This window comes from Candidatus Cloacimonadota bacterium (assembly GCA_011372345.1).
Classification (GTDB): Bacteria; Cloacimonadota; Cloacimonadia; order Cloacimonadales; family TCS61; genus DRTC01.
Genome location: DRTC01000326.1, coordinates 1 through 2,426, shown reverse-complemented (window position 1 = coordinate 2,426; position 2,426 = coordinate 1). Strand labels below are relative to the sequence as shown.

Sequence of the window (2,426 nt, the reverse complement as noted above, 5' to 3'; positions counted from 1 at the left end):
TCATACAGATCTGCATAAAAATCATCATTCCTACTATTTTCTGGAATCTGGAGAGAGTATTTTATGGCTTCCTCGAATTTTCCTTTTTCTTGAAAAATTCCAATTAGATATTTAACTGCTTCTTCAAATTCATTAAAATCTCCTCTATTATTTACCAGAAATACAAGCTTTGAAATCGCTTGTTCTTTTTCTCCTATTTCATTCAAGGAAACTGCATAATGATAGTAAATTTCAGGTTTGCGGATAGTGATTTCCGATTGGGCAATTTCATAATTTTCCCGAGCATACAAATGATTTTTTTTCAGATAGTAATGTTCTGCCAGTTCGAGTTTATTACGATAAAAATCGTATTCGCTAATGGTCTTATCCAAAGTTAAAATTTCGATATACTTAAACATTTTTTCTTTATTTTCCTGTTTGGAACAAAACTTTATAATTTCGAGAATGAATTTGTTATTCATTTTTGAATCAGGAAAATCTATAATAAATTTTTCCATTCTGCTGATTATATCTGCTGAAACTTTTTTATTCAGAAGTAATTCTTTTTCTAGATTCAGTTCGTTGATCCACTGTTTATGTGTTTGTGGATTTAATGTAGTAATCAGATCATCAACTTTTTTCAGATGTTTTTCAAACTCTAAACTCTTCTCTTCGGTTTTTGCTTTTTCCGCTCTTTTTAAATAAATATTTGCTTTAAAATAGATGTATTCAGGACTTCCCTTGTCTGCAATGAGTTTCTCTGCTGTTTCAAGTTCATTTAGATCATCGGAGAGGATACTGATAATTTCATTCTGCAGGTTTTCCTTATTATCACTCTCCAAAAAAGTATAGATTGAATTCAACAATTTATTGAAAGCAGATTCATAATTTTTTCTTCTGAATTTAATAAGATATTCTTTTTTTGATACAATATCCCGTTTAAATTTTTCATTATCAATTTTTTCCAAATCGATTTGAGCGAATTCATTAATTGCATCTCCAATTTTATTCATTTTTTCATAACAAAGTGCGGTTTGATAAATCGCTTTAATCTGATATTCTGATTTGGAAAATTGCATAATTATTTGCTGATAAAATTTTATGGCAGTTCGATAATCCTTAAATTTCTCAAAATAAATATTTCCAATATCAAAAAGAAGACGATCCTTTTTTGCATATTCAGAATTTAAAAGTTCTTTATAGGAAATTACTGCAGAATTGAATTTATCGGTTTCTTCTAAAATTTGAGCCAGCTGTAATTTGCTTTCATAAATGATCGAATCATTTCTGGAAATGTCTAAAATCTCGTTTATTTTATCATTTGCTTTTTGATAATTTCTCAAATAATATTCTGCTCTGGCAAGATTCAATTCATAATTCTCTTTGTAATCGCTCTCTTTAAAAACTTTCCTGAAATCTTTTTCGTCAGTAAGTATTTCCTCATAATTCTTAAGTTTCAGCTGGCATTCGGTTTTGAGAATTATATAAAAATCCAGTTGCGAAGAATTATCAAATTTCTGCATCAATTCATTCACATTTTTATATGCCTGCTCATACTCTTCAAGATCGAAGTAATAATCGATAAGTTTCAGGCGAAGTTCTTCTTCATATTGACGGGGAACATTCTCGCCCAACTTTGAAGCAAGTTCAGCTGCTGCTTTTGCTGTTCCTTCTTTTTCTACCAATAATTCGATTTCTAACTGCAAGGCTTTCCAGCGAGCATGCGAATCCGGATATTCAGTAATTATTCTAGATAAAGCGTTTTCACCTTCAATCTGTTCATTTTGAGCAAAATATGCTTTTGCCATCCACAGTAAAATTTCGGGAATCTGACTGCTTTTCTCGTAATCTTTGATCAGTTTCTGTCCTTTAGTAATGACAGTTTCAAAATCTTTTTGCTCAAAATAACTTTGGATAAAAAAAGGTAAAGCCTGTTCCGTAAAGGAAGATAGCGGATATTTATTAATTAAAATCTCGGCGTTTTCGATGGATACATCAAACTTGTTTTGTTTGAATTGAGTCAGAGCCAGTTTAAAAAGAATTCTATCTTTGAAGGAGTTGTTGGGATAACCATCAAGCAAACTTGAATATTTTTCTTCTGCTTGTTTGAATTTCTCTCCTTCAAAAAAACATTCGCCAATATAAAAAAGCGATCGTTGAGCATCTTCTGAAGTTGGAAAAGAAGTAATAGTTTTCTCGAATTCGAGAATTGCTTCTTCATAAAGTCCGTCTTCGAAAAGTTCTTTTCCAAAACGAAAATCACCTGTTAGATTTATCATCAACATTAATAAAATCAACGATAATATAAATTTCATTAATTCCTCCAAAATAATTTCCAAAGTTTGAGAAAAGGTATTTGTGTCAATTTTGATTTGTTTTTGATTTTGCATAAAAGTTTTACATAAAAATATTCTTGACGATAAATGAGAAAAAAAAAATGAATCCTC

General features: G+C 30.0%; 1 protein-coding gene. It reads right to left on the bottom strand.

What is annotated here, in order from left to right:
* The coding region (locus tag ENL20_06310) for a tetratricopeptide repeat protein (GenBank protein ID HHE38167.1) at positions 1–2,369 on the bottom strand (2,369 nt) is incomplete at its 3' end.
* Positions 2,370–2,426 lie beyond the last annotated feature (57 nt).